Consider the following 26,746-nt stretch of genomic DNA (forward strand, 5'->3'; position numbering starts at 1 on the left):
ACATAGCACGTTTTAAAAAAACAGTCGGAAACACAAAGGAGCTGAGACTTAATGTCCCAGCTCCATCTTTTTTGTTTGCTTCTATTCGGTTACGCTCTCACTCATACTCTCAATCAGTCGTTTCGCGGCATATTGTCCGGAAAGAACAGCGCCTTCCATGAAGAGAGGGAAATCAGTGGCCAGTTCTGTGCTGGCAAACACCATAGTGTGGTAGGGTTCCCTTAAAATCTCATTTGCATCGGGTAGGCCATGATGATGGATGATCGCACCATATCCGCCACCATAATAAGGAGACTGCTGCCACTCACTGATTTCATAATCTTTGTAGTTCTCTGCATCTTCTCCCAGCACTTCTATCAGACGCTCTCTGGCATAGAATTCTTTCACCTCGGTCGGCACATCGGCAAGCTCGATAGCTTTTTCGCCGCCGATATAAAGGGTCAGTCTATTTTCTCCTCCTTTGATCGAAGAATCCATCAGATTGACACCTTCATGGGCACTGTAAACAACACCGTAGATGCTCTTCTGCTTCCCTTTGACTGCACTCTCACGCCAGAAAGGCTTGTCATAGACGAAGGTCATCTTGATCACAGCGCCATCAGTATAGCTGTCCAGATAAGGCCTATAATGATCAGCAAGGGCGGAACTGAATGTGATCCTTGCGGCTGCTGTAGGCGGCACCGCCATAATCAGCGCTTTGCCATGGTATTTTGATTTGTTTTTGGTTTTCACCGTGTAGCCGGATTTCGTTTCTTTCACTTTCACTACAGGTTCAAGGTAGTGAATGGCATCTTTATTGAGTGATTCCAAGTGTTTGACAACGTTTGAAAGCGGACCTGAGGCTTGATGATCCAGCCCGCTGGTCGTGGTGGTGACCCGGCTGATCAGATTTTTTATCGCCTCTGCATTGATATATCTGCTGTTTACAGTCGTTTCTGCAGCTATAAAACTTTTCAGTATCTGACGCTTTCTTTTCTGGCTGATATGCTTTTCCAATACTTGATCCATCGGTTTCGAGCTGAAATGTTCACCTGAAATAGCTCCGAGAGTATCCGTGATGTCGTGGAAATCCAGATAAATAGGTTCTTTGCTCTTATCACTGATGACTCTGTTGTCCTGCGTGCCTTCTGTCCTGGTAAGTACCATTCCGGCTTCTTTGATCAGTTTGACCATTTCTGTCATCTCTTCACTGACAAACTGGGCACCCAGTTCAAAGTACCGTGATGAGTCTTCCGACACCTTTGAACAGACCTTCCCACCTGAACGATCCGTTGCCTCGAGGACCACATAGCTTTTCCCCTCCTCGTGCATCGCTTTCGCTGCCGCTAAACCTGCTAACCCTGCGCCAACGATAATAACATCATATTCGGATGTCTGATTTTCCATCATGTCACTGTTCCCCACTTTCTAATATATCATTCCCTAACCTTGATTTTTTTTAACACTTTATGCGTAATGAACTTTTCTATTTCCACGATGACGAACACACCTAAACCGACCAGCACGGGATATACCCAGTAATTCAGCTCGATCGGATAAAGTCCCAGCGCATTAGACAGAAACGGTACATAGGTCACGAGCAGCTGGAAGACGATCAGCAAGCCGGACACTAAAAAAGCGGCTTTGTTGTCGAAAAACTGATCGTTCAGACTGAAGTGTCGCTCGTTTCTGACATTGAATAAATGAAACAGCTGAGCAAATACCAGCGAATGGAGGGTGATGGTATTCAAGTGCTGACTGTCATACCCTGCCAGCAGCCCCTGATTGATCCACATAATGGCTCCACCTATAAGTACTGAGACAAAGATGATGCGAAAGACATAGTAAGGACTCAACAGACGTTCATCCGGGTCTCGCGGCGGTTTGGACATCGTTCCTTTTTCAAGCGGTTCAAAAGCCAATGCCAGCGCGATCGTTACTGCTGTGATCATATTGACGTAAAGGATCTGAACCGGCGTCAGCGGCATCTCTATGCCGAGCATCAGTGCCGCCATGACTAAAAGTGCTTCTGCACCGTTCGTCGGCAGGATGAAAAGGATGGTTTTCTTCAGGTTATCATAAACCCGGCGTCCTTCTCTCACTGCATTGACAATGGTGGAGAAGTCATCATCCGCCAAAACCATCTCCGAGGCTTCCTTGGCTACCTCAGTACCTTTGATTCCCATAGCCACGCCGATATCTGCTCGTTTAAGGGCCGGCGCATCGTTTACACCATCCCCAGTCATCGCACTGACGTGTCCATTATTCTGCAGCGCTCCAACTAACTGAAGCTTGTTCTGGGGGCTAGTCCGGGCAAAGACATCCACTTCTTCTACCAGTGACCGGATCTCTTCCTCGGACAACTCATCCAGCTCGCGTCCTTCTGTGACTTTATCCTGGTCTGTGATGCCTAGTTCTCTCGCGATCGCCAAAGCTGTCTCTTTATGATCTCCTGTTATCATTTTAACCTGAATGCCGGCTTCTTTACAGACTTTTATTGCTTCGATCACTTCTTCCCGTGGTGGATCGATGATCCCCGTCAGACCCAGGAGCGTGATGCCGGACTGGACATCGTCGTGACCGATACGATCAGTCGCTTCTGAAACCTCTTTCAGCCCCACCGCCAGGACACGCTCACCTTTTTTCGAACGCTCGCTCATCTTCTCTTCCCAGTACGCGCGTTCTTCTGAACCGAGGCCTGCCATATCAAACAGTCTGTCAGGTGCTCCTTTGATGTAAATTTTTTTCAGATTGCTCTCTTCCACTAAGCCTGCCATATATTTGTATTCTGAATCGAAAGGTATTTTTGACTGAATAGCAAGCGTTTCGATATCCACATTTGATTTTTCAGCCAGCGTGATCAGGCAGCCTTCCGTCGGATCACCACTGACTTCCCACTGGTCGCCTTTCTTATAGATATCTGCTTCGTTGACTGTTTTGGCGGCCGTCAGCAGTTCTTTCAAATCATTTTCTTCTGCCACATCGACAGCTTTTTCCTTTTCATCTAATATCTTGCCTTCTGGCTCGTAACCCAGACCAGTCACGGTGTATGCTTTTTCTCTCGTTACAACAGACTGGACGGTCATTTCGTTTTTCGTTAAGGTCCCTGTCTTATCTGAGCAGATGACTGTTACCGCCCCTAGCGTTTCGACCGAAGGCAGTGTACGCATGATCGCATGCTTATCTGCCATCGACTGCACACCAAGCGCCAGAATGATCGTCAGGATAGCCGGGAGACCTTCCGGGATCGAAGCCACGGTCAGACTGATGACCGAAAGTAAAAGTTCTCCCCATTCATAATCATGGATCAGCAAACCCGCAATGAATAACAGTACGGCTAGAACAAGGATAACAACTGATATTGTCTTGCCGAATTTATCCGTCTGCTTGAGCAGCGGCGTCTTGATTTCTTCCACTTCATTCATGGAACGGTTGATCTGGCCAATTTCAGTGGACTCACCTGTTTCCACGACGATCCCTCTGGCTTTTCCAGATGATACCGTCGTTCCCGAAAACACCATATTCGTCCGGTCGCCAAGCGGGGTGTCTTCATCCAGTTTATCCGTCTGTTTCTCAACTGAGGTCGATTCCCCTGTCAGCGGTGATTCTTCAACTTTCAGCTTATGCTCTTCAAAAAGTCGGAGATCTGCCGGAACTTTATCCCCGGAATTCAAGATAACGATATCTCCGGGAACGATTTCTATAGAGTCCACTTCTGCTTTTTGTTCGCCTCGAAGAACCATCGCCTCCAGAGACAGCATATTTTTGATCCCTTCCAGTGCTTTTTCAGCCTTGCTTTCCTGCACGTAGCCAATGACCCCATTGACGACAGCAACCAGAAGGATAACTGCCGTGTCGATATATTGACCAAGGAAAAACGTCACAACAGCTGCAGCCAGTAAAATATAAATCAGGATATCATTGAACTGTTTCAAAAACTTGACCCATTCAGGTGTCTGTTCATCTTCAGGCAGTTTATTCAGGCCATATTCCTCTTTTCGCTTATCAACTGCTTCTGAATTCAATCCCGTCTGTTTGCTGGTTTCAAGTTCCCGCTCGACTTCTTCATGACTTAAAGTAAACCATTTTTTGTCAGCCATAAACTCCCCTTCTTTATGCTTAAAATAGAATATTTCTTTAGTCCTTGCCTGGTCCCTGCCGTGTTTATATTCCTGTTCGTAAGTTTTTAAGACACTCTACAAGCATATTGCTTATTTTAAAGTCTGTACTTATACATCTCTGTCTTCACCTCTAGAGCCCGGGCCTTGCTTGTTCTCAACCGGTCCCGCCGTTTAATAGAATCACTTCTATTATAGAACGACCATTGTCTCTCTACGGTTTTTTTCAGGACCTGCTTACTTATAGAATAACATAACGAAAACAGGGATATCTTGTCTGGACTCTCGTATAGATCCGTTCTGCTCTCTGCAGCAGTTGATATGTTTATAAAAAAAGTACAGTCCAAAGTGCAGGACTGTACTTCATTTATTAATTCTCGCGGTTTTTCTATACAGACAGAAAAAACCCACCTTTCATAAAGCTGTCTTTTCCTGTTAATTTGTGTTAAACTTGTAACAAATCTATAATAACTTCAGGTTCAAATTCATACAGAACGTTTTCTTCCATATTTGTCATCTCTACTAATCGAATGGATTCGATCCCCCACTGATCTATAGTCTCGCCACTAATTTTATTCTTTTTTAACGTTACTTCCATCGGACAGTCCAACTCACCCTCCGCATTCCTCACTAGATCATTCTCATCTACTGTTAAAGTGATTTCTTTCTCCGTTCCAGTCATAACGATCATCAGTGTCTTTGACGGATGCAGCGTTATTTTCGATTCTTCTTTCATTCAAGTCACCCCATCAGAATTACAAAAACCAACAACTCAACTCGTTAATCTATCTACGTGTTAAATTAGTGATATTATACCACATTTTTGGCACTATTTTAATATATGTTCAAATTTTAACAAAGTTTGAACGCCATACATATAAACTGTATAATATATACTACTGACAACTCGAAAAGCCCCATATATAAACTATTCCGCTTATTAAATTATTCATTTCTAATTTAATACTCACTCATACTCTATTAAGGAGAATACTTATGGATAATATATATTACCATTTTGGACAGACACTGAAAACGATATGAATGAACAAAGGCTATACCCAGGAAGACATCGCAGACAGCAAAATGTCGCGGTCCAACTATACTAAAGTGGAAAATGACGAAATCAACCCAAATATTGTAAAGTTCTTTGCTATCCTTGACCATATGGATATGTCAGTGGATGAATTCTCCTATATTCTTAATGATTATAGCCTGAACGACAAGGAACATATCCTTTACCTATTTAAAAATATGGCCCAGTCTCCACCTCCTTCCTATTTACAGAATCTTATCCAACTCTCTCATGATTTATTAAGTAAAAGGGATGATCATATGGTCTCGGACGTACTCAATCTGTCTTTAGGCTACTACGCACTTTTACAAGATCATGATCTGGAAAGAGCAAAGGAACATGCCGGTAAAGTATGGAACCGACTGAAAAAACTGGATAAATTTTATCTTGCAGAATATCATCTTTTGAATCGGATGCTCTATTTCTTTGAACTGGAAACAGCTGTTTCCATGACAAACAAGGCCTTGGACGACCTCCAGTTATATCAGATGTTCAAAGAAGCAGACGATTTAAGACTCTCTTATTTGTCGAACATGGCCTCTATTTTAATAGATAACAAACAGCACAGCCGTGCCATGGTCTATGTGGAGCACCTGATCGAGGAAAGTAAGCAGGGGTATCACCTTATCGATCTGGCATCAGCTCTTGTTAGAAAAGGCATGATTTTAAGAGAAACCGGAGATACAGAAGCCAGTGAAATCACCTTCAGTTCAGCTGTTGAAATGTTTTCCTTTATGGAACTTGAAGACTACGTGACCCGAACGCTTCAAGATCCTAAAACGGTTCACAACCCCTTCGGATACGTGGACTTGAAGCAGAATTAAGGACCGCTATTTTATTTACAGTAAAAGAGACAGGACCAGGCAAAGTCGTCTGGTCTTTTTCGCATGCAGAAGAACGTCTTTTCTAAATCGCCTGAGCTTGTCAAGTCCCTCCTCAAACAGCCTTACAATAGCTATTAATTGAAGTTTCAGGCTTTGAATAGTAATCTTTATAGTAACAAGGCGCAAACAGCTTCAATGATTAACGGTATGTTTTGTGAAAGGAGAAGTGCTATGGAATTAGGCTTACAAGATAAAGTTGCACTGGTCACAGGGGCAGCTTCAGGGATCGGTAAAGAGACGGCCCGAGTCCTTTTAGATGAAGGTGCAACGGTCGTGATGACTGATTTAGATGAGGAAGACTTGAAAGCAACAGCAGTGAAACTGACTGAAAATGACAGACTGCTGTATTTTCCGGCAGACATTAGAAGTCTCGAATCCCTTAAGCAGTTACATGAATACATCAAAAAGAGTCTCGGGACTATTGATATTTTAGTTCAAAATGCAGGCGTCACGGGGGCCCAGGGACTGTTCCATACACTCTCGGATGACGACTGGGTCTATACCATCGAACAGAACCTGCACGGCCCTGTGCGTGTTGCCAGAGAATTCCTGCCCGATTTGAGAGAAGGTGGCTGGGGACGCCTCCTGTTCATTACTTCAGAAAATGCGGTGCAGCCCTACGACAACGAACTACCTTATGACAGCGCCAAAGCGGCGGTCTTATCATTCGCCAAAGGGCTGTCCCGCTCGTATGCCATGGAAGGCCTGCTCGTCAACACCGTATCACCGGCATTCATTGAAACGCCGATGACAGACAGGATGATGCAGAAGCGGTCGGAAGAGAAAAATGTTTCCTTTGACGAAGCGGTAGACTCCTTCCTTGAAGAAGAACGTCCTCATATTGAATTGAAGCGCCGCGGTCAGACCGAAGAAGTGGCTGCCGTCATTGCCTTTTTATGTTCAGAAAAAGCCTCATTCGTCAATGGAGCCAACTACCGGGTAGACGGCGGATCCGTTGCGACCATATAAGGCACGCACTTATTTTTGTAAAGGGGAGATCAGTTAATGAAGGATTCGACAGAAACTAACTATGACTACTTATTTATCGGTGGCGGGATCGCTGCCGGGTACGCTGCAGAAGGCATTCGGGAAATCGATAAAAAAGGTTCCATCGGCATCCTGTCTTCTGACCAGGACGGACCTTACACACGTCCGGCTTTGTCGAAAAAAATCTGGACAGATGATGCGTTCACTACTGAAGATGTGCCCTTCGACACAGCAGAAGAAACAGGGGCAGACGTCATCCTTGATACGGTGGTGACAAAAATCGACCGGGAAAACAAGACAGTCACCACGGAAGACGGTAAATCTTATACCTATGGCAAGCTTCTATTGGTTACCGGCGGCGAACCCCAGACACTTGAAGGTCCGGAAGATGATCACGTCATTGCTTTCCGCTCGTTTGAAGACTACCGCAAATTAAGAGACGTCTCCGGAAACAATCAGCATGTCATTGTTGTGGGGGGCAGTTATATCGGTACGGAACTGGCCGCCAACTTGAAACTGAACAATACTCAGGTGACTCTAGTCTATCCGCAGCAGGTACTGGGTGACACGCGTTTCCCGCTTGAGCTGGCAAAAGAGTACGAAGACAGTTACCGAGGAGCCGGCGTTACTTTAATGCATGACAGTCGGGCCGATTCCTACAGTAAAAAGGACGGTAAACTGGTCCTTGAATTGAATAACGGAGAAACAGTTGAAGGCGACGCGCTGGTGCTGGGTTTAGGCGTCAAACCGCGACTGGCTCTGGCAGAAAAAGCCGGTCTGGATGTTGAAGACGGGGTCATCGTTGACGAATACTTCCAGACGTCTGATCCTGACATCTATGCAGCGGGTGACATTTCTGCTTATCCGGATCCGATTTTAGGTCGACACCGTATCGAACACGTCGATCATGCCCGTAAATCAGGGACGGCCGTCGGAAAAAGCATGGCTGGCGCAGGCGAACCGTATGACTATACCCCTTACTTCTATTCAAAAGTCTTTGATATTTCATGGAAAGCCATCGGCACGCTCGATCCCGATCTGCATATCTTTATCGATCATGTCGATGAAGGCAAAGTCGCTTATTATCTTAAAGAAGGAAAACCGGTCGGTATCCTGACTTGGAACGTGGACGCCGATCTGGACAAAGTCAGAGAGGTGCTAAAGAATCCACCTGAGACAGCTGAAGATTTACGCGGACTCATCCGCGATAAAGAAAACGACGCTTAAACCAGACAATAGACGAGGAGGATAAACTTGTGAATACCCACGTAGAAGGCAGTTATGCCAAAGTAGAAGATGCATTACGCGCCGTGGATACACTGATCATGCGCGGTTATGAAGCGGAATCACTTACACTGATCAGCAGCAAGGCGCATCAGGAAACTCAGCTTGAAGCCGTCGATATCACAGTCAAACAGGTCTCGGATTTGACTGAGCAGGATAAGAAAGAGTTAGGCAAGCATCTGGAAGATCTGGAAGACGGACGTTTTGTCATTCAAGTGACGGAAGACAAAGGCGAATCGAAAGAACAGTCGCCCGACATCAATCCTTTACAGGCAGACCGTGCTTATGATGGTTCTGGTCTGACTTCAGAAGAAGGCTCCTACACGGATGATGCCGAATTACTGGAAGATGTCAGAAACAGCAACACAGATCCTTCCAATAACCGCTCCAACAAGGCGATCGGCTATTCTGATGATATGAAAATGCCCGATGATACTCCCTTAGATAACGGACCTAACCGCTCACTATAATTTAATATTTTCAAGTTGAAGAAAGAAGCCGGATGGCTTCTTTCTTTTTCATTATGGGACAGATTTTGATGGCGTGCCCTTCGGCTCGGATTTCTCATCACGAAGGGCACGCGCCACCTCTTTGCGTGACCTTCAGCCCGATTTTCTACACGCAAGAGGCACACCTTGCTTTCATAACGAAAAAAGGATGGGGTCTCCCATCCTTTTACCGATCGATCAGCTTTTTTACTCACAAATCAACCCTTTGGATAGTGACGATTCAAATAACTGACCAGGGATTCTGCTTTTCTCCCCGTTATGGTCCGGAAGTCATCCGTGACGATGTCCAAAAGACCCTGATTAGCTGCTTCATACATAGAGGCCAGCAACACACCAAACCCTTCCGGCTCATCATAGGTTTCTGCAAATTCTTCAAGAGACATGGGATCGAAAGCTATTTTCTCTGTCAAAACCTCGCTGAGCGTGTCGGCAAGTTCTCTCATCGTGTACGAACGATCCTGAGTCAGCGTGTATATCCGGTTCTGAAGTGTTTCATCTCTGGCCACTTCCACGATCGCCTTGGCGCTGTCTTCCCGTGAAATGTAACTGACTTTTTCATGCGGAACAGGATAGACCACTTTTCCCCGTTCAATCAGTTCAGGCAGATAACCGACTAGCGGATCTGCATACATCGCATTCTTAATAATCGTATAAGAAAGCGACGAACTGGCCAGTCGTCTGCTGGCATACCCGTAAAAAGGACTCATCTGAAACGGATTGTTCTCCTGATCCGCATAGAAACTGATAAAAATAAGCTGCTTCACCTGCGCTTCCTCTGCAGCCGTGACGACGTTCTCGATTTCCGGCAGCCGCTCAAAACTTGGATGAACGATGCTCGGGATATAAATCAGGACATCGGTACCCTGCCAGGCCGAAACCAGTTCCGATTTTTTCCGGTAATCTGCTTTCTTCACTTCCACCCCCTGTTCTTTAAAGTCTTCGGCTTTATCGACATTGCGGACAGAGACCCGCAAATCTTCAGCAGATAAGTTGTTCAAAGCAACTGTCATGACTTCTTTACCCAAACGTCCTGTGGCTCCTGTTATCGTGTAACGCATAATCGGCCCCTTTCACCATGATCCCTTGTACTGCAACTCTTTGTTACTTTATAGTATAAGACAATCCATAAAGAATAGACAGAATAACGGGCACCCCCTTCTCTGCCTTCACTTTATAAGGATCCACAAGACCGAAACTGTTCTGAGTCAGCCTTTCAGGTTAAAAAGCATTTGAATTTAGTGGGACAGATAGATAGAATAGGTATAATGGAAAAAAGTTTTCATGACAAAGCGAATGAGGATGATAGGATTCATGAGATATAAAAAAATAATTTTTGACTTGGACAACACGATTCTCGATTTTAGTGATACAGAAGAAAAGTCTTTGAAGCGAGTCATAGAGACCTATGACCTTCCTTATACGAAGGAAACAGTTCAGACATACAAAGACATCAATCATGAATTGTGGCGGAAGCTCGAGCAGGGGATCATTACCCGGGAAGAGCTCTTTTCCAGCCGTTTCGCCTTGTTCCTTGAAACATTTGGTATTCAGGTGGACGGAAAAAAAGTGGACACCTTTTTCAGCGAACACCTCGGCGAAGGCTACGAGATGATGGAACATGCCCATGAGCTGATGACCGTCCTTAAGCACAATGGCTATAAGCTCTATGCCGGCTCGAATGGTGTCGCAAAAATCCAGTGGCAGCGAATGAAAGGCGCCGGGATTCAGCACTTTTTTGAAGAGGTCTTCATTTCTGAAGATATCGGTGTCGAAAAACCGGATCCACACTTTTTTACTCACATCTTTGAGACACTGAATGACCACAATAAAGATGAGTTCCTGATGGTGGGAGACAGTCTTACTTCGGATATCAAAGGCGCTAACAATGCCGGGATAGACAGTGTCTGGTACAACTATGCTGAATTGTCGGCCAATACTGAACTCGCCCAAAGCACGTATACGATCACTAGCCTGCTTGAATTACTCCACCTGTTCAACTTGAAACAGCGAGTCACGCGTTCCGTTTAATCTTTTCCGTTCGAATCAAAAGAGAGCGAAAATCACGGATGAAAACACTGCTCAATACGTTTGACTAAAAAAGGAACGACCGGCTTCCTGAATCAGGGAAGAAAGTCGTTCCTTTTGTATCGATTTCTAGTCCATACTGAAATCCAAGTCAGGTCCTTTGGGTACGATGCCGGTTGGGTTGATCATTGTGTGACTACGGTAATAGTGTTCCTTGATATGTCTGAAGTTGATCGTTTCAGAAACGCCCGGCCAGTTATAGAGTTCTCTTGTATAGAGCCAGAGATTTTCATAATCCGTGATGCGTTTAAGGTTGCACTTGAAATGACCATGATAGACACTGTCAAAACGGATCAGTGTCGTAAACAGGCGCCAGTCCGCTTCAGTGATCCGACTGCCTGTGAGATACGGGTGTTTTTCAAGGATCGTTTCCACTTCATCCAGAGCTTCAAAGAGTTTCGTGACTTCCTCTTCATACACTTCCTGCTTGGTCGCAAAGCCTGCTTTGTACACGCCGTTGTTAATGGCATTGTAGACACGGTCGTTTATCCTGTCGATGTCGTCTCTCAAGTCTTCAGGATAATAATCACCTTCTTTAGCCCCAACATCGTCAAAGGCACTGTTCAGCATGCGCATGATCTCAGATGACTCGTTATTGACGATCTTGTGCTGCTTCAGATCATATAAAACCGGGACCGTGACGCGTCCACTGTAATCCGGTTCGACGCGCGTATAAACTTCATATAAGTAATCCGCATCGTCCACCGGATCCGGGACGACCCCGTCATCCGCCTCAAAGGTCCAGCCATTTTCCGCCATCAGTGGATTGACGACGGACACAGAGATCATGTCTTCCAGTCCTTTCAGCTTGCGCATGATCATCGTGCGGTTTGCCCAGGGACAGGCATTGGAAATGTACAGATGATACCTGCCCGGTTCGGCTCTAAAGCCCGCTCCACCCGTTGGACCGGCACTGCCGTCTCTCGTCACCCAGTTTCTGAACTGGGACTCTTCACGGATAAAACGTCCGTCATTTTTTTCCGTATCATACCACTTGTCATGCCACTCTCCATCTACCAGTAAGCCCATAACGTCCTCCTTATCGTGTTCGATCCATTTTATTCAGCGGTCAGCTCGACCAGATTGCCTTCAGGGTCTTCGATCACCGCTTCATAATACCCGTCCCCCGTCGTGCGCGGTCCGTCTATCAAGGCATAGCCGTCCGTCTTCAACTTATCCACAAGGTTATCCACAGCCTTTTCATCTCCCACAGTCAGGGCAATATGTGCGTACCCGTAGCTTTCCACATTCGGACGCTTGATATCTTCTCGATGCATCAGTTCCAGCCGGCTCCCTGAATCAAAGGTCAAAAAATAGGACCGGAACCCCTTCTTGGGATTATGATAAGGTTTGCCGCATTTGGCTGAAAAATAGGTCTCGTAGAACTCTCTCATTTTTTCCAAATCGATGGTCCATAGACCGATATGTTCGATTCTCACTCTGCTTCACTACTTTCTTTTTTTCGATACTTTTTTAAGGATATAGAATCCTATACCAATCAGTAACGCTAATATCAGTATAAACGGAATGGCATAAATAAACCAAATAAATGCGTCCTGAATGAAATAATAGAAAGCGTAGAAGGAATCCACGAACGCTTCTCGGATACGTGCCAGGAATGACAGGCCATCTTCCCGTGTATTCGCGATGCGCGGGCGTTCAGTTACTGACAGATGGACTTCGGTATAATCGATCAGGTCATCAAAGGTATCCAGACGCGACTGAAGAGCTTCGCGTTCGGCGATCGTTTCACTCAGGCTGTTTTCGATCTGCAGGATATCTTCGACCGTTTCGGCCTGTTCCAGAAGTTCATTCAGTCGTTCTTCTTTATTTTCCAATACCTGAATACGGGATTGCGTGTCCCGGTAGGTTTGTGTCACATCTTCCACGCCAATATTCTCGCTTAACTTATAGGCATCCATGCCGTCCAAGTCATCTAAAAAGTCGTTTAATGCATCGGTAGGAATCCTGAACAGATAGTTCACCCGTCTGTACTGGCGTGACTGATCCCTTGGCGCGATACCTGACGGGGAGTAGCTTGACTCATTGGAATATTCGATGTAGCCGTCATAGTCACTGACTGTGTCCAGAACATAGGTCGTCGTTTCCTGGAAATCAAGTGTTTCATACTCGAGCTGGACCCGGCGGATGACCTTGTCACCGATCAGCTGGCTGCCTTGTCCATCGGTGAAATCCACTTCTCCCATCTCTTCTTCGACAGCCATATCTTCAGTTGCTCTTTCGTCCATATAGCCGGCACCCGAGTCCGATTCGGTCGAATCCGACAGATCATTGTTTCCACTGCCACAACCAGTCAGCACCAAAACCAAAAACAGCAATAAAGCCCATCCTTTTTTTATCATCATTCATCACTCCATAACATTGGTTTATGTATCTGTTGAAACGCTTTCTTGACCTTATTATATAGTAAAGACAGGCAGATTAGCCAATCAGAACTGAGTGAAAATCAAAAAGACTCCCCGCTCAAGAGCGTCGGAAAGTCCTGGCACTATTCTGTACAGCTTGAACCGGTCGACCGGCTGATTCAATTCTTCAGCGCTCTTAGCTAGTTCTTCTGAACTGGCTGAGACGACTTTTCTAAGCTTTAACTATCCAAAGAGAGAATCAGATCGAGTCATGCCATAGGGTTCAGTTTTCTTCTTCCATGCTGCTAACATGAGTCAGATAGCCTCTGACTAAGTGGTCGATGATAAGTTGCAGGCCGATAAATGATTTATGTTCAACATTAAACGCGTATCCAAAATCCGTGGATTGGAAGTATAGCTGGTGTGTCGTCAATTTAGCTAAATGATTGTTTTTAAAATTGGTGATCGACACTGTCGGTACCTGATTATAATGGATCGTTTTTAAGTCTGTCATTATTTCGTCGATTTCACCACTTAATGACGTGAAAATCACCAGATCAGTTGGTTTCATGTGGCTGATCGTGACTTGAAGTTCCTTTTTAGCCGGTATGATATAGAGATATTTATTCATAGACAGAAGGTAACGTTTCAGTTCCTGCAGGGCATTCTGCTGTCCCCAGCCTGTACCGTAAGCATAAATCGTCTCTGCATTTTTTATGAGTTCATATATGGGCACCTTGTTGATTTTTTTGAATAAATTCAGCGTTGTTTGTACATCCGTCATACTCAAGTCAAAGATATCTTCGCTGACCGTTTTTCTGGATGTTTGTTCTTTCAGATAATACTTGAACTCACTATATCCTGAAAAACCCAATTTTTTCGTTAAGCGGAGAACAGATGACTTTGACATATTGCATTCTTTACTAAGCTCCAGAATGGTCATGTTTTTCACCTTGTCTGTGTGTTTCTGTACATAATTCAACATATAGTAATCATTTTCAGATAACTTTCCGGCATGTTTATTGATCAGTTCATGCAGCATGCTGCCCCTCCTCTTTCGACGAATCTGCTCTTTTAAACATCATATCATACCCGCTGGTCATCCTCATACAAAAAACTGCTTATCCCCCATCAGATGAATAAACAGTTTTTATTGTACTTATTTAGTTTAATTCCGGCCAGAACATATTGTTCGCTTCGATCAGTTCTTCCATCAGCTCTTTAGCCACTCGTCCATTTGGTACTGTGCGGGAAAGTGTAAGGGCTTGCCATAATTTCTGACGTGATCTTTCCTCCCAGGCTTCAACAACCAGTTTCTCAACAGCGACCTGTTGCTCCATCAAACCTTTCTGGAAGCGGGGTATCTCTCCCTGAGTAATAGGTTCAGGACCGTTCGCCCCGACGATACAAGGGATTTCTACCATGGCTGTATCATCAAAATTGGCAATGGCCCCTTTGTTTTCAACAATCAGCAGCATGCGTTCACCCGTATTGTACGCGATCGCTCGAGCCAGATCGACAATATACGAAGCATGTTCATCGATTTCAAGCGTAGACCCTTCAGTAGACTGATTGGCAGTAATTTTCTTGCATTCGCCAAAGACATGTTTCTCTCTGCCATCCATCACCTCGTTTGCCCGTGTGTATTCAGGATTGGCTTTAGCCACTTCGTCCTGAGGATACATGTAATACTTCAAGTACGTGTTAGGCAGAGTGTCCGGATCCAGGGCATAAACATCTTTCACTTTCTCAAACGTATGCTTCCAGCTCTCATCGACGTGTTGGCCAGACTCATCAAAGTCTACAGCATAGCCGTTATCCTTTACATGTGCCTTTAACTTTGGCATCAGATCATGGCCTTCTTTATCCATGATGGACGTCCACCAGCCAAAGTGATTCAGACCATAATAACGGACAGTCAAGTCTTTACGGCTTTTCAATCCGAGGATTTTCACCATCAGATTCTCAATGGCAATAGGCATATCACAGATGTTCAGTATTTTAGCTTGCGGACGCAATTTCCGTGTAGCTTCTGCAACGATAGCAGCCGGATTGGAATAATTCAGCATCCAGGCATCCGGCGAATACTTTTCCATATAGTCGACAAGTTCGATCACGCCACCGATCGATCGCATCCCGTATGAAATACCTCCCGGTCCGCATGTTTCCTGTCCCACGACATCATATTTCAGCGGGATCTTCTCGTCCATCTCCCTCATCTTGTATTTGCCGACTCGGATGTGCGCCATGACGAAATCAACATCGGTAAAGGCTTCTTTTGGATCGGTCGTTTTAAGAAACTGGATCTCCGGTGCTTTTTCTTTCATGATGATTTCACACGCATCGGCGACAATATCCTGTCTTTCCTTATCATTATCGTAAAACTTGATTTGTCTTATCGGTAAGCGATCCAGATTCTCAAGCAGCATAAGAACGATCCCCGGTGTAAATGTACTTCCTCCACCTGCTATAACGATTGAATGTTTTTTCATAATTGTCATCTCCTAATGTCTTTTTAGATTATTTATTTCCCGATCTGATTTTCCACGGCTTCTCTTACTTGAGGGACTGATAAGCCAACGATGACCTGAAATGCATTTTTACTTCTGACGATCCCCATTGCCCCTCCGGCATTGAAAGCTGCATCATCCTGAACTTTATCGGCATCTTTCACTTTTACGCGCAGACGTGTCGCACAGTTGTTGACCGTGTCGATATTCTCAGCGCCACCTAAAGCTTCGATGAAAGCGAGAGCCTGATCCGTGTATTTGTCAGCAGCTGTTTTCTTTTTCCCATTGGCCTGCTTCTCACGATAATCAGCCTTTTTATATAATTTCGGCCCTTCTGTATCTGAACGTCCCGGTGTCATGTAGTTGAACTTCTTGATAAGATAACGGAACAGGAAGAAGTATATTGCTGTAAAGGCCAGACCGATGGCTATTTGAGACAGGTATGTTTCACCATGATTTCCGAATAACGGGATCCAGTTCTTAGAGGCTATTTCGATCAGGCCCCCGCCCATATCACCAACAACGCCAAAGGCATACATTACAGTAGACATGGTTGCGGCAAGCAGCGCATGGACCAGGAATAAAACAGGTGCGATGAACAGGAAGGTAAATTCAAGCGGTTCTGTAATCCCCGCTAACACTGCTGTCAGTGTTGCAGGAATGACGAGAGCGGCCACCTTCTTGCGGTTCTCCTTTTTAGCTGTAGCGTAAAAAGCCAGCGCGATCCCCGGTGCAGCAAATATTTTCGAATTACCGTGCAGTGAGAACCCGCCCTGTGGAAAGACGTCGATCAACGCTGCTTCCGTGGTCGCCAGTTCCGGCAGGTTTTCTATAAATGACGTAACGATACCACTCTCGACGATCGCCGGACCGAACAGGAAGGGCGTATAGACAAAGTGATGAAGCCCTGTCGGAATGAGGATCCGTTCCATGAATGTATAGAGCCAGACACCAAATATCCCGGAATTTGCCATCAATACTTGTGTTGATTCGATGCCTGACTGGACAGCCGGCCAGATACTGGCTGTCAGAAAACTGATGGGTAACATCACAATAAAGCCGACGATCACGACAAAGGATGACCCTTGGAAAATCCCTAGCCATTCAGGGAGTTTTTTATCGAAATAGCGATTGTGCAGGAATACGACTAGGCTGGAAACCGCAATGGCTCCGAGTATCCCCGTGTCCAGTGTCTTGATCCCGGCGATCATCTTCAGGCCGCTGGTCCCGCCAACTTCCTGAGTGAAATCAACACCGAATGTCGATCCGGAAAGTTCCAGGATACTTGAAAGAAAATAATTGAATGTCAGGTAAGTGACCACGGCTTCCATAACGGCTCTGGCATTCGCTTTCTTAGCCAGTCCCAGTGCGATACCGACCACAAAGAGCAGCTCCATCTGTCTGAATACTGTCCAGGAACCATTTTCAATAATCGTCCAGAACATATTCCACATTGTTCCTTCAGCTGCAATACGTCCGACGATCAGAGGATTATTGAACATCAATGCAAGGGCTACCATTATTCCTGAAAAGGCAAAGAGCAGCACAGGTGTGAACATAGCCCCGCCGAAACGCTGTAATTTTTCTTTCATCAGTTTCTCCTACTTCCTTTTTTTATTTTGTACGTTTATTTAAACATGCCCTTATCTTCCAGACAATAGGTTGGAACCTTTCGGGTAAGAAAGCGCATTCAAAGGTTTATTTCCCAATTCCTGGGATATTTCCCACTCGCCTCTAATGATCAGGCCCGTCAGGAAGTGTTGCCCTGCTGGAGCCTTTGTTTACAGCCTTATCTCCCCGGATGCTAAGAGTCTCAGGCTTAATCCCTTCTTTCTCATAAAAAAAGCATAGTCCCGTTAAGACTGTAGTCAGTTTAACGGGGCTATGCTTTGTTTGATATTATACCGCTGACAGCTTGAACCGGTCGACCATCTGGTTCAGTTTTTCGGCGATCTTAGCTAATTCTTCTGAACTGGCTGAGACTTCCTGCATCGTGCTCGTGGTCTGCTGGGCGGATGCCGAGGTCTGTTCGATGCCTGCGGCGGATTCTTCGGAAACGCTGGCGATTTCTTCCACACTAGCGTTCATGTCAAGCGTCTGCTGTTTGTTGGCCTGCAGCTTGTCAGAAATTTCTTTGATCGAGGTCCCCATCGACTGAACAGATGAGGAAATCTTATTGAAGGTTTCTCCGGTGCTTTCGATTTGAGTCGTTCCTTTAGCCACCTGTTCGTATCCATTTTCCAGACTCAAGGCCACACGGGATGACTCGGACTGGATGCTTAAAACGATCTCTGTGATATCACCGACAGAGTTAGAGACTTGTTCTGCCAGTTTCCTGACCTCTTCAGCGACAACGGCAAACCCTTTACCCTGCTCCCCGGCTCTGGCCGCTTCGATCGCCGCATTCAGAGCCAAAAGGTTAGTCTGTTCAGCGATTTCTTCAATCACCGAGACCAGCTTAGTGACTTGACCCGACTTGTTGTCCAGTTCTTTTACCCCGTCGACCGACTGTTTGACAATGTTGTCGATCATCTGCATCTGCATGACAGAAGCATCCATTAGTTCTTTTCCTTTTTCAGTCAGAGCTCTGACATCATTGGAGGTCTTGTAGATCCGATCACTCTGATCGGCAGAATCTTCGATCGTCTGGACAAAGTTCTGCATGTTCATGGATAAATCACCTGTGTAATTCGCCTGGGACTCGGAGCCCGAAGCCAGTTCCTGCATGGTGACCGCGATCTGTTCCGCGCCCTGACCGACTTCATTCGTCGATCGGGTCAGTTCTTCGCTGGAACTCATGACTTGAGTCGTGGCCTGAGAAACAGAGGCGATGATATTGCGCAGTTCACTCTGCATCGTGTTGCTGGCGTTCACCAGTGTGCCGATCTCATCTTTGCGCTTAGTTTTCAGGGGTTTAACTGTCAAGTTCCCCTTTGCCACTTCATTCAAATTATGCGAAAGGCTTTTAAGCGGTGCACCGATCATCCTCCCCATGAGAACACCGATGACGATGGCCAAGGCTGTTGCGATCAGACTGATGAGGATAATGATATTTCTCAGTGTTTCATACGTATTCAGGTTCTGGTTATATGTTTCATTGGATAACTCATCTGTCAAAGCAAGCAGGTCTTCCAGATACATATTCGCCGCCCCGTATCGTGCGCCACTGTCCCGCACCCCTTCCATCGTGGCCGTATAATCGCCTGCCGATAAACTGGCCGCTGTGGTGCGTATGGATTCCGCAAACAGGTCCCAGTTGACTTTCATCAAGTCAAAGATTTCCTGTTCGTCTTGCCCTAACTCTCTGGCACTGTATTCTTCAAGTAAAAGATCTACCTCTTCTAAATTTTCTACCGCACTTTCACCACGCGCCGGTACACTTCCGACGACACCAGTCAGTAAATGCACACGCGTGTTTTCCATCAACTGCGATACTTCTGATAAGATGATAGCCGGCTGAAGACGATCGGTATATAGTTCTTCCGAATTCTCATTCACCATCCTGAGTCCCAAAAAGGACATGACTCCCAGCATGACGACCAGCAGGGCTATCGCTATGTACGAAACAAGTAACTTCGTTGTGATTTTCACTTCTATTTCCCCCAATATTTTTGATGATTTCTTATGGATCACTTTATTACATAATGAACCGTACTCTATTATAATCGGTACAGCGTCTCTGAGATTAACCATATTGAGAGAATTCTCATCCGGAAAAGGATCCCACTCAGACTTAGGGTTCATAAAGGGAAAAATAAAGAGGCCTTCGACTTTGAGGGTCGAAGGCTTTCCTTATCCAAAAGCATTTCAGAGCAATATAGTTACTACTGGTAAAGATTGTACATTTGAAAATAGCCATGTAAATTGGGTCGTGCCTTGTCATATGTTTTTCTGATCGAGAAGGCACAACTTTGACATTTTAAGTCATACTCGAAATGCACACGGTGCTGAGCGGGATCTACAACCCGCTTGTTATAACTGCTCGGAGACTTAATTTTATCGGGCCGGCAATAAAAAGGTGATTTGATGGCCACTCGAAATCATTGACATCCTAACCAGTTAGAAGTTGGACAATCTATTAGCCGGTGACAGATCGCCAGATTCTGAGCAGTCACTAACTCTCCTCACTATGACCGTCTCATTGCGCAGAAGTTTTGAGTGGACAGTATTAAAATCACTTGTGACTACCGGCTCCTTCCTAAAGCTCAGGCCGACTCAATTTTGCCTTAAATTACTATCTGTTGCACAAAACCGATGCTTATGGTTTACTTTACGTATGTACTAGAAGGATAATGCTAACCGGTTTATAAGGTTTTCGTCAGAAAAAAGTCTTAAATCCTAAATACACTGAAAGAGGTAGATACTTATGACCACCCCTTTTGACTACGTTGTCAAAACACCTGCGGGCGAGGAATTCGACCTGAAGCAGTATGAAGGGCAGCCTTTACTTATCGTGAACACGGCCAGCCACTGCGGCTTCGCTCCCCAGTTTGAAGGCCTGCAGAAATTATATGACCAGTATAAAGACGACGGACTTGTTGTGCTGGGCTTTCCCTGCGGTCAGTTCAAGGAGCAGGAATTTGATGACATCAATAAGACGATGGAGTTTTGTCAGGTCAACTATAACGTGTCTTTCCCGATGTTCGCGAAAATCGACGTGAACGGCGAAAACGCTCATCCCTTATATAAACACTTGAAGGACCAGCAGAAAGGCCTGTTCTCCGATAAAATCAAGTGGAACTTCACTAAATTCCTGGTCGATGAAAACGGATTGGTCATAAAGCGCTATGCCCCGGCGAAGAAGCCGGAAGACATCGAACAGGATATCAGAAAAGTATTGGGGAAACAGTAACGGCACCAGATATTTAATAAGACTATTAAAGGACCCGCACATGATATGCGGGTCCTTTTCTTACAGTTGTTTTTTTATCGTAAAGCTTCACAAAATTTTATACCTTCACTTCTGCATCCATACCGAGCAGGTCTTTATTCGCATCCAGTATCGGCTGCACATATCCGCTGATGAATTCATCCACTTGTCCAGACGCTCTTCCGGTATAGTTTTCTGCCTTCAGCACCTTCATGAGGTCTTCTTTTGAAATATTAAACGCCTCATCTGAAGCAATTCGGTCGATCAGGTCATTGTCCAGACCTTCTTCTTTGACACGTCTGGCCGATGCCATCGAATGCATTCTAATTTTCTCATGGAGTTCCTGTCTGTCTCCGCCTCGTCTCACGGCTTCCATCAGGATGTTCTCCGTTGCCATAAACGGCAGTTCCTGCTCCACATGCGCGGCAATCACTTTTTCATAGACGACTAAATGACTGGAAACATTCTCGTATAAGTTCAGTACCCCATCCAGCGCCAGAAAGGCTTCCGAGACAGACAGCCGTCTGTTGGCTGAATCATCCAGCGTGCGTTCAAACCACTGGGTCGCAGCGGTTATCGCCGGATTCAGGGCATTCACGATGACGTGTCTTGACAGGGCGCTCATCCGTTCCGAACGCATCGGGTTACGTTTATAGGCCATCGCCGAAGAGCCGATCTGTTTCTTGCCAAACGGTTCTTCCACTTCTTTCATCCCCTGAAGCAGTCTCAAGTCGTTACTGAACTTGTAGGCACTTTGAGCAATTTCAGATAAGGTGTTCAGAACGATCGAATCGACTTTTCTTGAATAGGTCTGACCCGTCACTCGATACGTTTCCTTGAAGCCCATTTTCTCCGTGACTTTCTGGTCCAGTGCTTTCACTTTATCCGCATCGCCGTCAAACAGGTTCATGAAGCTGGCCTGGGTCCCGGTGGTGCCTTTGACCCCTCTGAATTTCAGAGAGTCCAGCACGTAATCCAGTTTTTCCAGATCGATGACCAGCTCGTTGATCCAGAGTGTGGCCCGCTTCCCGACCGTCGTCAGCTGCGCCGGCTGATAATGCGTTAAACCAAGTGTCGGTACGTTTTTATAATCTTTCGCAAATTCAGACAGTTCATTGATGACGTTGATCACTTTTTTTCGTGTCAAAAGCAGTGCTTCTTTCATGACGATCAAATCCGTGTTGTCGCCCACAAAGCAGCTCGTCACGCCCAGATGGATGATGCCTTTTGCATTCGGGCACTGAACCCCGTAGGCATGGACATGGCTCATCACATCGTGTCTGATTTCCTTTTCCTTCTGTTCAGCTACGTCATAGTTGATGTCATCGACATGCGTTCTCAGTTCATCGAGCTGTTCTTCTGAAATAGGCAGCCCGAGTTCACTTTCCGCTTCAGCTAACGCTACCCATAGTTTGCGCCAGGTCTTGAATTTCTTGTCATTTGAAAAGAGGTAGGACATCTCTTTTGACGCGTATCTCGTTTCCAGTGGTGATGTGTAAGAATCTCTCATAAGCTCCCCTATCTTTCTCTAGTGATTGACGACCATTAAAAGGTATCTAGTTAAAGACTTTCTCTAGATCTCGTTGACCACGATCGTCTGGTCTCTTTTCGGTCCGACTGAAACGATCGACACCTCCACGCCCGTGAATTCTTCGATGCGCTTCAGATAAATCTTGGCGTTTTCCGGCAGTTCATCATACGTTTTAGCCGTCGCCGCTTCTTCTCCCCAGCCTTCGAACGTTTCATAGACCGGTTCGCACGCAGCCAGATCTTCCAGAGAAGCCGGGAAGTAGTCGATCACCTGACCTTTAAATTTATACCCGACACACACTTCGATCGTGTCCAGACCGGCCAGCGTATCTATTTTGGTCACGACCAGATTCGTCAGTCCGGAAACTCTAGCAGAAGTTTTCAATATGACCAGATCGAGCCAGCCGCAGCGTCGTGGTCTGCCGGTCGTTACCCCGACTTCGCCGCCTTTTTCCTGGATCCATCTGCCCGTTTCATCGGTGAGTTCCGTCGGGAATGGTCCTTCACCGACACGCGTCGTATACGCCTTGGCCACACCGACAGCGCCTTTCAGCATCGTCGGACCGATGCCCGTTCCGGTACAGACGCCGCCAGCGATCGTGTTGGACGACGTTACAAACGGATAGGTCCCGTAATCGATATCCAAAAGCATCCCCTGGGCGCCTTCGAACAGGACTTTCTTGTCGGCTTTGATCTCATCATACAGTCGCACAGACGTATCCTTGACGAACGGGATCAGCCTTTCAGCATAGGCGCTGTAAGTTTCATAAACTTCATCAAAGTCCAGCGGTTCCTCATCATATACGCTCACTAATAAATCATTCTTTTTCTTGATATTTTCTTCAAGTTTTCGTTTAAATACATCAGGCTTGATCAAGTCGCACATTCTGATACCTGATCGTTCGGCCTTGTCCGTATAAGCAGGTCCAATGCCTTTGCCGGTGGTGCCGATGGCGTTCTTTCTCAGTTTATCACTGGCTTTGTCCAGCAGACGGTGGTAAGGCAGGATCACATGCGCCCGGTCACTGATTAAAAGTTTTTCCGGCGTCACCGCTACATTCAAGTCCTCCAGATAGCTGATTTCCTTGAAAAGAGCTTCCGGATCGATCACCGTGCCGTTTCCTAAAATGTTTAGTTTATCATCATACAATATACCTGAAGGAATCAGGTGAAGTTTGTATTCACTGTCACCGACGATCACCGTATGACCGGCGTTGTTTCCTCCCTGAAAGCGGACGACCAGATCGGCACTTTCTGCCAGAAAATCCGTCATCTTCCCTTTTCCTTCGTCTCCCCATTGTGCACCTAACACGACAAACGTTGACATTCATTGTCCTCCTTAGTAAATCGCTCTATTTATGAGCCTTCACTTATCCTCATTAGCGGTATCAAAAATCACTCACTTTTGATACCAGAACAATGGTATCAGAGGCATGGAGCCCAGGTCAATAAAATATCGCATGAATTTAGTGGTAGAGTGGTTAATGTTCGTGTTTATGGGAATTAGCACGTTTTCAATCTTCCTTATCAAAATCTATTTATAAAAAAACACATCAATGAGTTCTACTCACTGACGTGTTTTAATATTAACATTATATACCTGACCCCAACTTTATACATAGACTAAATCTAGATAACAACTTTAATCTTGTTCACTTATTCGTTTTGTAACACTATCCGTACTTTATGACTGAAAATGTATTAAGCTTCTACCAGCTGTTTCTTTTCTTCTTTCTCTTCCTTAACCTCTACGTTCGGAATGAGTACATAGGCAATGGCAAAGGATACTGTAAGAGAGATGAGCATGCCTAGAATGATAAAGACGAAGTACTCGCCAATGTAGGCTGGAAGACTGAACACGCTGGAAAGAATGTAGCCATAGATTCTTACGCCAAAGAAACTGATGAAGGCAGAGGCAGCAGAGCTTCCGATCGTAGCGGCGATAAAGGCTTTCGCATTTTTAGTCAAGACGCCAAAGAGTGCTGGTTCTGTGATGCCCAAAAAGCCGGAAACAACGGCGGAGACGGCGATACTTTTTTCTTCTTTTGTGTTCAATTTGAAATACATGGCTGCAGTCGCACCGGTGATCGATAGGTTAGCCATGAACATCATCGGCATCAGCATGTCATATCCCTGATTAGCAAAGTTCTGCAGTGCAATAGGCGTCATTGCATGATGCAGGCCTGTGAATATCGCGATCGGTCTAATTCCCCCTACAACGATCCCTGCCAGAACGGGTGACACATTAAAGAGTCCTTCGATACCATAAGCCAGCATATTCCCCAAGTAGATCCCCATCGGTCCTATTACCACCAAGGTCAGCAAGCCAGCTGCAAACAAGGAAAGCGTCGGTGTAAAGACCGTACGCAGGGCTTCGGGAAGACGGTCATCTATAAAGTTCCGGATGTGACTTAACGCCCAGACTGCAATAATGATCGGAATGACTGTTCCGCCATAGTTAAAGACGGGGACGGGTAAAAAGCCAAACACATTGAATTGAGAGATAACACCTTCCGCGACAGCATTGGTCATGGCCGGCACCTGCAGACTGGCTGCGATCGCAATGGCCAGATACTGATTGGTTTTAAAAATCCGGGCGGATGAAGCGGCTACAAAGAATGGCAGGAAAATAAAGACGCCGCTGGCTATCATGTTGATCACGATATACGTTTGAGATTCTGCATTAATGATCTCCAATGCCTTTAATCCCGACATCAACCCCATGATCATACCTGCTCCAGCTATTGCAGGAACAATGGGCCCAAACACGCCGGATACGATATCCATAAAACCTGAAATCATACTTTTTGATTCTTGTTTATCACGACTGGCCGACTCACTTGTATTCAGCCCTAAAATGGCTGCTGCCGTTTCGTAGTATTCGTTTACATTTGTTCCGATCACGACTTGTAACTGTTCATTGCTATCGGTCGTTCCCACTACCGGCTTTTCAGCCGTCAGCGCCTCGTGGTCCACCACGTTATGATCCTTCAGTTTAAAGCGCAGCCGCGTCATACAGTGCCACACGTTTTGAATATTGTCCTGCCCACCAACATTTTCTATTATTCGCTTGACTATCTCCTCATGTCTCATTTTGACTATTCCTCCTATTTTTGTATCGCTTTTGTTTACATGAGTTATCTTATCAGACGATCCTGCTTTAGTAAACCAGTCCTAAAAATGTGAATAATCCAAATTATCGTTGATTTTAAAGCGTTTTAACGTTTTTTATAAATAATTGGACTGGTATTATACCCTTTACACACACAATGTCAGTCCAAATTGACTTCTTTACTCCGTGCGTGTTCTAATAACATTAAGCTATCTAATCCCGAAAGGACGATTATTTTGAAACCAACGATCATTACAAACATTAAAAGCTACGGCATCAAGCCAGACCGCCATAATCTGGTGGTCGTGAAAGTGGAGACAGATAAAGGCGTGAGCGGCTTGGGCTGTGCGACCTTTCAGTTCCGACCGCTGGCTGTGCAGAGTCTAGTCGATGATTATCTGAAACCTTTACTGGTAGGTAAAGACGCTAATAATATTGAGGACTTGTGGCATCTGATGACAGTAAATGCCTACTGGCGCAACGGACCCGTCATCAACAATGCTATTTCAGGAGTCGATATGGCCTTGTGGGATATTAAAGGGAAGCTATCTGACATGCCTTTATACCAGCTTCTGGGGGGCAAATCCCGGAACAAGGTATCGGCTTACGCACATGCTGTTGGGGATACTCTGGACGAACTTTTTGAACAGATCGATACCCACCTGGCTAACGGCTTTCGCTATATCCGCTGTCAGCTGGGCTTTTACGGCGGGACAGATTTAAACGCTGAAACAGAAAACGAGGCCTTGTCCGGCGTCTACTATGACCAGCAGACCTATATGGACCGGACGCTTGAAATGTTCGAGGCCATAGAAGCTAAGTACGGTCATTCTTTTCAGATGCTGCACGACGTTCACGAGAGACTGCACCCGAATCAGGCTGTCCAATTCGCTAAAAAAGTGGAGCCTTTCAATGTTTACTTTTTAGAAGATATCCTGCCACCCGACCAGACAGAATGGCTGAAACTCGTCCGTACCCAGACAGCGACGCCGATCGCGATCGGCGAACTCTTCAACAATCCGATGGAATGGAAGGCGCTCATTGCCAGTCATCAGCTGGACTATCTTCGCGTCCATGTTTCCCAGATCGGCGGGATTACACCTGCCCTCAAGCTGGCACATCTTTGCGATGCCTTTGGTGTCCGGGTCGCCTGGCACACTCCGTCTGACATATCACCCATTGGCCTGGCGGTGAATACACACCTCAACATGCACCTGCACAATGCGGCTGTTCAGGAGTCGCTGGTCTTGAAAGACAACACGAAACAGCTTTTCAAGCATTCGCCCGAACCGAAACAGGGACATTTCTATCCCATCGAACGGCCCGGTATCGGGGTTGACTTTGACAAAGAACTGGCCAGAGACTATCCGGTCGTTTACCGATCCCATGACTGGACGCAGAGCCGGTTGCCTGACGGGACATTGTTCACCCCTTAAG

20 protein-coding genes and 1 pseudogene are annotated in these 26,746 nt (G+C 45.8%); 7 read left to right on the forward strand and 14 right to left on the reverse strand.

What is annotated here, in order from left to right; all coding sequences use genetic code 11:
* Nucleotides 1-81: 81 nt before the first annotated feature.
* The 3 genes from BM049_RS02570 to BM049_RS02580 all read right to left on the reverse strand — a co-directional run bounded on the left by BM049_RS02570 (nucleotide 82) and on the right by BM049_RS02580 (nucleotide 4,833).
* Nucleotides 82-1,389, reverse strand: coding sequence for a flavin monoamine oxidase family protein (locus BM049_RS02570; protein ID WP_091528442.1), 1,308 nt, complete (start codon nucleotides 1,387-1,389; stop codon nucleotides 82-84).
* A gap of 26 nt (nucleotides 1,390-1,415) precedes the next feature.
* A complete protein-coding gene (locus tag BM049_RS02575; RefSeq protein ID WP_091528444.1) occupies nucleotides 1,416-4,079 on the reverse strand; it encodes a cation-transporting P-type ATPase in 2,664 nt (887 codons plus the stop codon).
* Between the two features lie 463 nt (nucleotides 4,080-4,542).
* A complete protein-coding gene (locus BM049_RS02580) occupies nucleotides 4,543-4,833 on the reverse strand; it encodes a hypothetical protein (protein WP_091528446.1) in 291 nt (96 codons plus the stop codon).
* 308 nt (nucleotides 4,834-5,141) lie between these two features.
* Here BM049_RS02580 and BM049_RS02585 point away from each other — a divergent pair, with 308 nt between their 5' ends.
* The 4 genes from BM049_RS02585 to BM049_RS02600 all read left to right on the forward strand — a co-directional run bounded on the left by BM049_RS02585 (nucleotide 5,142) and on the right by BM049_RS02600 (nucleotide 8,797).
* Nucleotides 5,142-5,996 carry a helix-turn-helix domain-containing protein gene (locus tag BM049_RS02585; RefSeq protein WP_091528447.1) on the forward strand — a complete coding sequence of 285 codons (855 nt, stop codon included), beginning with the start codon at nucleotides 5,142-5,144 and terminating at the stop codon, nucleotides 5,994-5,996.
* A 231-nt stretch (nucleotides 5,997-6,227) separates the two neighbouring features.
* Nucleotides 6,228-7,025, forward strand: coding sequence for an SDR family NAD(P)-dependent oxidoreductase (locus BM049_RS02590; protein WP_091528449.1), 798 nt, complete (start codon nucleotides 6,228-6,230; stop codon nucleotides 7,023-7,025).
* 36 nt (nucleotides 7,026-7,061) lie between these two features.
* The gene (locus tag BM049_RS02595) at nucleotides 7,062-8,270 is read left to right on the forward strand and encodes an NAD(P)/FAD-dependent oxidoreductase (protein WP_091528450.1); all 1,209 of its coding nucleotides are present in this window, start codon (nucleotides 7,062-7,064) and stop codon (nucleotides 8,268-8,270) included.
* A 29-nt stretch (nucleotides 8,271-8,299) separates the two neighbouring features.
* Nucleotides 8,300-8,797 (forward strand): hypothetical protein, encoded by a 498-nt coding sequence (locus tag BM049_RS02600; protein WP_091528452.1) that lies wholly within the window; start codon nucleotides 8,300-8,302, stop codon nucleotides 8,795-8,797.
* Between the two features lie 236 nt (nucleotides 8,798-9,033).
* Here BM049_RS02600 and BM049_RS02605 read toward each other — a convergent pair whose 3' ends face one another.
* Entirely contained in the window at nucleotides 9,034-9,894 is an 861-nt protein-coding gene (locus BM049_RS02605; protein WP_091528453.1) for an NAD(P)H-binding protein, read from the reverse strand.
* 253 nt (nucleotides 9,895-10,147) lie between these two features.
* Here BM049_RS02605 and BM049_RS02610 point away from each other — a divergent pair, with 253 nt between their 5' ends.
* Complete coding sequence (locus BM049_RS02610; protein ID WP_177188570.1) at nucleotides 10,148-10,864, forward strand: YjjG family noncanonical pyrimidine nucleotidase; 717 nt, start codon at nucleotides 10,148-10,150, stop codon at nucleotides 10,862-10,864.
* 126 nt (nucleotides 10,865-10,990) lie between these two features.
* Here BM049_RS02610 and BM049_RS02615 read toward each other — a convergent pair whose 3' ends face one another.
* The 7 genes from BM049_RS02615 to BM049_RS02645 form a co-directional block, all read right to left on the reverse strand.
* Nucleotides 10,991-11,950, reverse strand: a complete 960-nt coding sequence (locus BM049_RS02615; protein ID WP_091528456.1) for a glutathione S-transferase family protein — start codon at nucleotides 11,948-11,950, stop codon at nucleotides 10,991-10,993.
* A gap of 29 nt (nucleotides 11,951-11,979) precedes the next feature.
* Entirely contained in the window at nucleotides 11,980-12,360 is a 381-nt protein-coding gene (locus tag BM049_RS02620) for a VOC family protein (RefSeq protein WP_091528458.1), read from the reverse strand.
* Nucleotides 12,361-12,369: 9 nt separating this feature from the next.
* Complete coding sequence (locus BM049_RS02625; protein WP_091528459.1) at nucleotides 12,370-13,287, reverse strand: DUF4349 domain-containing protein; 918 nt, start codon at nucleotides 13,285-13,287, stop codon at nucleotides 12,370-12,372.
* 283 nt (nucleotides 13,288-13,570) lie between these two features.
* Nucleotides 13,571-14,329 (reverse strand): MurR/RpiR family transcriptional regulator, encoded by a 759-nt coding sequence (locus BM049_RS02630; protein WP_091528461.1) that lies wholly within the window; start codon nucleotides 14,327-14,329, stop codon nucleotides 13,571-13,573.
* Nucleotides 14,330-14,450: 121 nt separating this feature from the next.
* A complete protein-coding gene (locus BM049_RS02635; protein ID WP_091528462.1) occupies nucleotides 14,451-15,779 on the reverse strand; it encodes a 6-phospho-alpha-glucosidase in 1,329 nt (442 codons plus the stop codon).
* Between the two features lie 32 nt (nucleotides 15,780-15,811).
* Nucleotides 15,812-17,389, reverse strand: coding sequence for an alpha-glucoside-specific PTS transporter subunit IIBC (locus BM049_RS02640; protein ID WP_091528464.1), 1,578 nt, complete (start codon nucleotides 17,387-17,389; stop codon nucleotides 15,812-15,814).
* 307 nt (nucleotides 17,390-17,696) lie between these two features.
* Nucleotides 17,697-19,388 (reverse strand): methyl-accepting chemotaxis protein, encoded by a 1,692-nt coding sequence (locus BM049_RS02645; protein ID WP_218147191.1) that lies wholly within the window; start codon nucleotides 19,386-19,388, stop codon nucleotides 17,697-17,699.
* Between the two features lie 775 nt (nucleotides 19,389-20,163).
* Between BM049_RS02645 and BM049_RS02650 the strand changes: the two genes are divergently transcribed.
* Nucleotides 20,164-20,649 carry a glutathione peroxidase gene (locus BM049_RS02650; RefSeq protein WP_091528466.1) on the forward strand — a complete coding sequence of 162 codons (486 nt, stop codon included), beginning with the start codon at nucleotides 20,164-20,166 and terminating at the stop codon, nucleotides 20,647-20,649.
* A 97-nt stretch (nucleotides 20,650-20,746) separates the two neighbouring features.
* On the opposite strand, the gene purB is transcribed toward BM049_RS02650, so the two are convergent.
* The 3 genes and pseudogenes from purB to BM049_RS02665 form a co-directional block, all read right to left on the reverse strand.
* Nucleotides 20,747-22,177, reverse strand: coding sequence for an adenylosuccinate lyase (gene purB / locus BM049_RS02655; RefSeq protein WP_091528467.1), 1,431 nt, complete (start codon nucleotides 22,175-22,177; stop codon nucleotides 20,747-20,749).
* A 63-nt stretch (nucleotides 22,178-22,240) separates the two neighbouring features.
* The gene (locus BM049_RS02660) at nucleotides 22,241-23,524 is read right to left on the reverse strand and encodes an adenylosuccinate synthase (RefSeq protein ID WP_091528469.1); all 1,284 of its coding nucleotides are present in this window, start codon (nucleotides 23,522-23,524) and stop codon (nucleotides 22,241-22,243) included.
* A gap of 425 nt (nucleotides 23,525-23,949) precedes the next feature.
* Nucleotides 23,950-25,290: pseudogene (locus tag BM049_RS02665) on the reverse strand (PTS transporter subunit EIIC); the annotation flags it as partial.
* 255 nt (nucleotides 25,291-25,545) lie between these two features.
* Here BM049_RS02665 and BM049_RS02670 point away from each other — a divergent pair.
* Nucleotides 25,546-26,745: an enolase C-terminal domain-like protein gene (locus tag BM049_RS02670; protein ID WP_091528472.1), complete on the forward strand. Its 1,200-nt coding sequence runs from the start codon at nucleotides 25,546-25,548 to the stop codon at nucleotides 26,743-26,745.
* The last annotated feature ends 1 nt before the right edge of the window (nucleotide 26,746 follow it).

The organism is Alkalibacterium subtropicum (assembly GCF_900112455.1).
In the GTDB taxonomy this organism is placed as follows: domain Bacteria; phylum Bacillota; class Bacilli; order Lactobacillales; family Carnobacteriaceae_A; genus Alkalibacterium; species Alkalibacterium subtropicum.

Coding starts and splice junctions, on each gene's coding strand:
- BM049_RS02570 (WP_091528442.1), bottom strand. CDS start 1,389: ATGATGGAAAATCAGACATCCGAATATGATGTTATTATCGTTGGCGCA.
- BM049_RS02575 (WP_091528444.1), bottom strand. CDS start 4,079: ATGGCTGACAAAAAATGGTTTACTTTAAGTCATGAAGAAGTCGAGCGG.
- BM049_RS02580 (WP_091528446.1), bottom strand. CDS start 4,833: ATGAAAGAAGAATCGAAAATAACGCTGCATCCGTCAAAGACACTGATG.
- BM049_RS02585 (WP_091528447.1), top strand. CDS start 5,142: ATGAACAAAGGCTATACCCAGGAAGACATCGCAGACAGCAAAATGTCG.
- BM049_RS02590 (WP_091528449.1), top strand. CDS start 6,228: ATGGAATTAGGCTTACAAGATAAAGTTGCACTGGTCACAGGGGCAGCT.
- BM049_RS02595 (WP_091528450.1), top strand. CDS start 7,062: ATGAAGGATTCGACAGAAACTAACTATGACTACTTATTTATCGGTGGC.
- BM049_RS02605 (WP_091528453.1), bottom strand. CDS start 9,894: ATGCGTTACACGATAACAGGAGCCACAGGACGTTTGGGTAAAGAAGTC.
- BM049_RS02610 (WP_177188570.1), top strand. CDS start 10,148: ATGAGATATAAAAAAATAATTTTTGACTTGGACAACACGATTCTCGAT.
- BM049_RS02615 (WP_091528456.1), bottom strand. CDS start 11,950: ATGGGCTTACTGGTAGATGGAGAGTGGCATGACAAGTGGTATGATACG.
- BM049_RS02625 (WP_091528459.1), bottom strand. CDS start 13,287: ATGATGATAAAAAAAGGATGGGCTTTATTGCTGTTTTTGGTTTTGGTG.
- BM049_RS02630 (WP_091528461.1), bottom strand. CDS start 14,329: ATGCTGCATGAACTGATCAATAAACATGCCGGAAAGTTATCTGAAAAT.
- BM049_RS02635 (WP_091528462.1), bottom strand. CDS start 15,779: ATGAAAAAACATTCAATCGTTATAGCAGGTGGAGGAAGTACATTTACA.
- BM049_RS02640 (WP_091528464.1), bottom strand. CDS start 17,389: ATGAAAGAAAAATTACAGCGTTTCGGCGGGGCTATGTTCACACCTGTG.
- BM049_RS02650 (WP_091528466.1), top strand. CDS start 20,164: ATGACCACCCCTTTTGACTACGTTGTCAAAACACCTGCGGGCGAGGAA.
- purB (WP_091528467.1), bottom strand. CDS start 22,177: ATGAGAGATTCTTACACATCACCACTGGAAACGAGATACGCGTCAAAA.
- BM049_RS02660 (WP_091528469.1), bottom strand. CDS start 23,524: ATGTCAACGTTTGTCGTGTTAGGTGCACAATGGGGAGACGAAGGAAAA.